The sequence below is a fragment of the Methanobrevibacter sp. genome, from assembly GCF_045636185.1.
Classification (GTDB): Archaea; Methanobacteriota; Methanobacteria; order Methanobacteriales; family Methanobacteriaceae; genus Methanocatella.
In genome coordinates this window covers 1-6,401 of the sequence record NZ_JAZTXC010000179.1, presented here as the reverse complement: position 1 = coordinate 6,401, position 6,401 = coordinate 1, and the positions used below count along the sequence as shown (strand labels likewise).

At 31.7% G+C, this 6,401-nt stretch carries 5 protein-coding genes; 1 reads left to right on the top strand and 4 read right to left on the bottom strand.

What is annotated here, in order from left to right; all coding sequences use genetic code 11:
• Both ACKI3Q_RS09955 and metG read right to left on the bottom strand, forming a co-directional pair.
• A partial coding sequence (locus ACKI3Q_RS09955) for a DUF530 family protein (RefSeq protein ID WP_407416438.1) occupies window positions 1–777 on the bottom strand: 777 nt, incomplete at its 3' end.
• Between the two features lie 11 nt (window positions 778–788).
• Complete coding sequence (gene metG / locus ACKI3Q_RS09950; protein WP_407416437.1) at window positions 789–2,771, bottom strand: methionine--tRNA ligase; 1,983 nt, start codon at window positions 2,769–2,771, stop codon at window positions 789–791.
• 240 nt (window positions 2,772–3,011) lie between these two features.
• Here metG and priL point away from each other — a divergent pair, with 240 nt between their 5' ends.
• Window positions 3,012–4,340 carry a DNA primase large subunit PriL gene (gene priL, locus ACKI3Q_RS09945; protein ID WP_407416436.1) on the top strand — a complete coding sequence of 443 codons (1,329 nt, stop codon included), beginning with the start codon at window positions 3,012–3,014 and terminating at the stop codon, window positions 4,338–4,340.
• 52 nt (window positions 4,341–4,392) lie between these two features.
• On the opposite strand, the gene ACKI3Q_RS09940 is transcribed toward priL, so the two are convergent.
• Complete coding sequence (locus ACKI3Q_RS09940) at window positions 4,393–4,908, bottom strand: hypothetical protein (protein WP_407416435.1); 516 nt, start codon at window positions 4,906–4,908, stop codon at window positions 4,393–4,395.
• A 261-nt stretch (window positions 4,909–5,169) separates the two neighbouring features.
• Window positions 5,170–6,401: carboxypeptidase-like regulatory domain-containing protein (locus ACKI3Q_RS09935; protein ID WP_407416434.1), on the bottom strand; the 1,232-nt coding region annotated here is incomplete at its 5' end.

Below are 6,401 nucleotides of genomic sequence, written 5' to 3'. Positions count from 1 at the left end.
ATGGAATTCTAATTTTTCAATTCTTACATTCTTTCCATAGCTTTTTCTAAGTTCTTCTTCATAGTTATCGACAAATTCAGAATCAAAGGCTGTTCTTTTTCTCATCCAACGATTATTGCTGTCCTTATATCTGAATATTGTTGAAATGGTTTTAACATGTCCGGTACGTTCCTGTTTAAGTGCATTGATAACCTTTTTAAATGAGTTTCTGCCATATTTTGACAATTCTACCAGCAATACACGGTAATTACCGGACAATGGCAAATACGGAATTATTTCAATTCTATAAGTGTTTTGCCTATTGATTTTAAAAGAAAATGATTCGGATTTGCAACTGCATCTTTCATTTAACTGAATGTATTCAGAAATTGAATATGTCTTATAGCATGAATCACATTTTAAATATCCAAATTGATTTAAATGACCTAATGCAATTTGATGTGAATCAATAGCTGATTTAACCCTATCCAGAATATTTTTTTTGGCATTTGCCTTATTTTTAAACATCTGGTTGTGGCGACTATTTTCACTTACCTCATCAAGGGCAACTTCACCTATGACCTTATTTCCATATTTGTTAAGTGACGCGAATGGAGAACTATATCCCTGTATCTCCATGTCGTGCCTAAGTTCCTTTAAAGTTTTTAATCTGTCATCTAGTTTAAAGTAGAGATTTTTGAAATTGTCAAACTCATCGATATTGTCTAAACTGATATCGTCAGCAGCAATTTCTTTCAGGTATTTCTCAGCCTTAATTACTAGGACAGATTCATCCATATTAATCGAAATTATTGAATTTGTTCGCCTATTTCACAATCATCAGGTGAAAGCAATGCTCCACTTTCGCCTGTTGCGAGAAGCATTCCTTCAGATAATGTTCCAAATAATTTAGCAGGTTTTAAATTAACTAAAACAGCCACTTTTCTGTCTATTAATTCTTCCGGTGCGTAGAATTTTGCAAGTCCTGCGACAATCTGTCTGGTTTCGTCACCGATATCAACCTGCAATTTTAATAATTTGTCAGATTTTTCTATTTTTTCAGCTTCTTTAATTTGACCTATTCTAATATCAACTTTGTCAAAGTAATCAATATCTATAATATCACTCATATTATCATCCTCTTTATCTTTTAAGTTTTCTTGTAATTTTTGCTTTTGATTAGCAATTACATCATCTTCAATTTTCTTGAATAATGGTTTGGCTTTTGCGATTTCATAGCCTTCAGGCAATGGAACTTTTGCATCATCCCAATTTTCTACATTATCCAATTTCAATATTTTAGCTATTTCATCAGCTTTGGTTGGAAGGAATGGCTTCAATACAACAGATAAAGCTTTAGCCAATTGATTTGATAAGTATAATGTATTTGCAGCCTTTTGCATATCCTCTTTTACTGCTTTCCAAGGTTCTTGATCATTGAAATATTTATTTCCTATTTTAGCTACCTTAAATATTTCAAGCAAAGCTTCCCTGAATTCGTAATTTGAAATGTATTCGCCTACAGTATCCGGCAACCTTTTAATTTCTGCTTCAAATGCCAAGTCTTCACTGGACGGATTCTTATATTCAGGCACTTTGCCGTCAAAGAACTTATGGGTAAATGTAAATGTTCTGTGAAGAAGGTTTCCAATAACATCCGCCAATTCATCATTGTTTCTTCTTTGGAAATCGTCCCATGAGAAATCAGAATCCTTATTTAAAGGAGCGTTGATTGTCAAATAATATCTAAGCAGATCCGGGTCAAAATCATTTACAAAATCCTCAATCCAAATAACCCAGTTTTTACTGGTGGACATTTTTTCTCCTTCAAGAGAGAGGAATTCACCGGCATAAATCATGTCAGGCTTTTTGCATCCATAAGCAGTGAGCAAACCTGGCCAAAATATTGAATGGTGGTAAATAATATCCTTTCCGATGAAATGAACTACATAATCATTCCAGTAATCTTCCCATTTAATTCCTGTTTTTCTTGACCATTGGGCCGCTGAGGAAATATAACCTAAAAATGCTTCAATCCACACATACAATACTTTTCCTTCAGCTTCATCTAGAGGAACTGGAATTCCCCAATCCATATCTCTGGTTAAAACCCAATCATTCAGGCCTTCTTTAAGCCAGTTTGATGCATAATTTTTAACATTTGCAGGCAAATTATCATTACTGTTAATATAAGACTTTAATTCTTCTTCAAAATCAGACAATCTAAATGCATATTGATAAGTATCTTTAATAACCGGCTTATTGCCACAAGTCAAACATCTTGGTTCATCAAGTTCAGTTGGGTCCAATGCCCTTCCACATTTCTCACAATGATCTCCACGAGCTTCACTACCACAGGCAGGACATAAACCTTCAACATAACGATCAGGCAAGAATTTCTTACAATTTTCACAATATAACTGTTGAATGTCAAGCCTATAGATTAAACCTTTATCATACAAATCCTTAAAGAAGTTCTGAGCGATTTCATAATGAATTTCGTCAGTGGTTCTGGTAAAATTATCCAAAGAAATATTCATTGATTCGACATCACGGACAATCATGTCATGATATCTTTTGGAAATCTCAATAGGCTTTTTATTTTCTTTATCTGCCTTAACAGCAATTGGAGTTCCATGTTCATCAGTAGCACAAACCATCAGCACATCATTTCCAATCATACGGTTATACCTTGCATAAATATCCGCAGGCAAATATGTAGAACGTATATGGCCTAAATGACATGGACCGTTTGCATAAGGAAGTGCACATGAAATAAATATCTTTGTCATTAATTTTTCTCCTAAATTTTTTAAGCATTAATATGTATATTTTTCATACTTTATATAGTATTATTTTTTTAAGATTATCCCAAAACAAAATTTAAATAAGATTCATTGACTAATCAACAAATAAACATTAATTGCAATAACTATTAAAAATCTTTGAGAAGATTAAATTTTCAATATGAAATCAATATTGCTTTTAGAAATAAGTTAATTATTTAAAATAAGGAAAGTAAAATTAAAATCATGGCAGAAATTTCATATATAAACCCCTTGTCAAATGAAGGTCGGGAAATTATTAAAAAATATGGGGACTTGAATCAGCTTGATAAAGAAGACGAATACCTGATTGAAGAGGTAATCCATACAAACAACCAAAAAATCTCAGATGATTCATTGATTCCAAAATCATATAAAGATTTGGCATTTAAAAGGATACAGTGGGCTATTGAGAAAAAAAACAATAAAAACTATAACCAAAATGAATTTGAATACCTCGTAAATGAAGCCATATTTAAACAGGATGTAGTAATATTCCATGTACTCTGCCAAGCTATTGCAATACAGTTTAATACCGGTTCAAGGGAAGCAAGATTGTTCATTGAATCCCAGGGAGTGCTAATTCAGGAAAGACTGGCTAAATTAACTCCAGCTACAAGAGAAGAAATAATTGATGAAATATTGGATGAAATCAAAACAGACGGTTCAATCAAATGGAGTTCCCTAAAAGATGTAATAGCTACAAAAAAACTCAAATTAAGCGAATTACTAATACAGGACGGAGACATAATTCTCCAGCAGGATGATTTTTTAAACAGTTATGCAAATCAATTCACAGACAGAAGTCCTGACAGAATGTACAATATTCTGGTGGGAGACAGTGTAAAAGAGCTAATTTTATCACGTCTGATAATGCAGAAAACAGAAGAATATATTGCAAGAATAAAAGAAATGTCAAAAAGAGTTGAAATGCATCCTGAAATAATCAAATTATCCGAAGAGTTGAAAGAATTCATTCCGGATGAAATAAGTAAATATAATCAGTATTATGCCGGCAGCGGTGGAATTTATGGAACAGTACAAGCAGGAAAACTAAATCCAGATGCATTCCCACCATGCATACAAAATACAGTGAATGGAGTATCTTCCGGAGGACGTAACGATGCAATTGTTCTTTTATTAACATCATTTGCATCATATGCAAGATTATATCCAAGAATTTTCGCATCAGATGAAACGATAAAAGTGTCTGATGTAGATCCTGACTTAAGCATAACTCAAAATGAAATATTGCCATTGATATTTGATGCTGCCGACAACTGTACACCACCATTATTTGAAGACCAGCCTCAAGAAAAGGTAAATATCATATCCAAACTGGGTTTTGGAATGCATAGTGAAATAGACATTAACCATGAAGGGGAAACAACATGGTACACTCCAATGAGCTGTGAAAAAATAAAAATACATCTGCCCCAGCTATGTAAGCCTGACGGGTCCTGTAAAGGAATAAATAACCCCCTATCATGTTATGGACGTAAAAAATTCCAGCTGGACAAGCAAGCCAAAGAATAATTCTTTTTTGAAAAATTTTCTTAAAAAATGTCAGAAAGCGTATAATTTGTTTTTAAATACTGCTTTGATTAAATTTAAAAGGATTGTGGTTTTCATCCGTTTTATCATAGTATTTATTTAAAATAGCTGATTCCCACATGTTATAATTCTGTTGGTCAGTGGTAGAAAATCTGTAAGCCAGTATGCCCACATTGCGTGATTCTTCATTAATATCATTTTCTTCACAAAAAATGCTGACCATATCCGGTGCGAATTCAGAGGGTTCATCTTCCATGAACTCCAAAAACTCTTCATATTCAGTTTTTGAAAATAATTCTTCAGGCTCAATCGGATACTCGCTGGATTTTATGGTATACAATTCAATATACATCATTGACTGGAAAGGCATTTGATTGTGTTCTATTGATATACCTCTAACTTCACCTGTTTCCAAATCAAGGATAGTATGGCCTGTTTTTTGAGTTGGAAACCAATTGTCATATGCTGGTTTAACAATTTCTTCAGGAGTTAAATTGGATAATATTGTTTTTAAGTGTTCAACACCAATTACTTCAAATATTTCTTCCATGATAATATTTTAAAAAAATACATATAAATGATTATATACAAAACTTTTAAATAATCTTCGTGAAGAGAATGTGGAAAATGATTTTGTTTCCTGTTGGCTTGGAAAAATCAATTTGAAAACTAGGGAATTATCATTGTTAATGCGGTTATAACCATCCATTAATCAAATTAAGTAAATATAAAAAGCATTCAATGTATTTTAAAAATATTTAGCTAAACTACTAATTAACATTAAAAAAAAGTAAAAAAAGGTTAAAATTAATTAACCGAAAATTGAAGTTACAGTTACCTTATTTGAAGTAACTGCGCCAATTTCATCATACATTGAAGTAATGATGTATACACCAGGCCATAAGTTAATATTCAATCTGGCAATACCTAAAAGGTCTGTAGTACGATTATAGAAAACACCATTAATATTAAATGTAATTACTTTATTTATTAAAGCATCACCATGACCATTAAGTAATTGAACGGAAAATGGTGTTAAATCTAAAAATTGTTTAGTTAAATCAGATGCAACAAGGACAGGTAAAACTTTAATATTATTGGAAACTTTATATCCATTATACTCTGCAGTTACAATATAATCTCCGGGGTCTAAGTTAATATTTAATGTTACATAACCGTTTTCATCACTAGTTCTACTATAGAACACACCATGAATATTGAATAATGCAGAAACACCTGCTCCAACAGGATTGCCTTGATCATCGAAAAGTCTTATGGTATATTGTGATTCATTTTTGAAATATTTGGTCAAATCCTTATTTTCAGCAATCAATCCATATACCTGAATCGTATTAGAACGCATTTCATTTGTTACAGGATTGGTTGCAGTTAAAATATAAGTTCCAGAATTTAAATTAATATTTAATTTTGCAACACCAGATGCATCAGTTTTCCTTGTATATTCAACACCATTAATATTAAACTTAACATCAGTATTTTTTAATACATTACCTTGACTATCAACAAATTTTGCATAGTAATGTGTTGCATTTTTATAATATTTCACTACATCTTTTCCTTCTATAGTAGGTTTAATGGTTACTGTAGCCTCTTTGAATAATATTAAACTTCTAGCCATAATATTATAAACACCAGAGTTTAAATTAAGAGCAACAGAAGCCTTACCTTCGCTGTTTGTAGTAGCTTTATATTCAACATCACTTATATAAAAGTGAATAGTTACATTATCAACAGGTTGACCAAACATAGTATATGTTGCTTCAAGTCTTTCAGGACCATGATAATACTTTGTGACATTAGGAACAATCAAATCAGCAATATCAGAATCATCAATAGCTGAATCATTAAAATCAGGAATATTCAATTTAGACCAATCAATTTTAGACAAAATATCAGAAACATTCAAACTAGAAGAATCAAAACCAGGAATATTCAATTTAGACCAATCAATTTTAGACAAAATATCAGAAACATTCAAACTAGAAGAATCAAAACCAGGAATATTCAAACTAGAAGGATCAA

Bases quoted from the DNA above. Each gene is read 5' to 3' on its own strand.
- metG (WP_407416437.1), bottom strand. From the start codon at position 2,771: ATGACAAAGATATTTATTTCATGTGCACTTCCTTATGCAAACGGTCCA.
- priL (WP_407416436.1), top strand. From the start codon at position 3,012: ATGGCAGAAATTTCATATATAAACCCCTTGTCAAATGAAGGTCGGGAA.
- ACKI3Q_RS09940 (WP_407416435.1), bottom strand. From the start codon at position 4,908: ATGGAAGAAATATTTGAAGTAATTGGTGTTGAACACTTAAAAACAATA.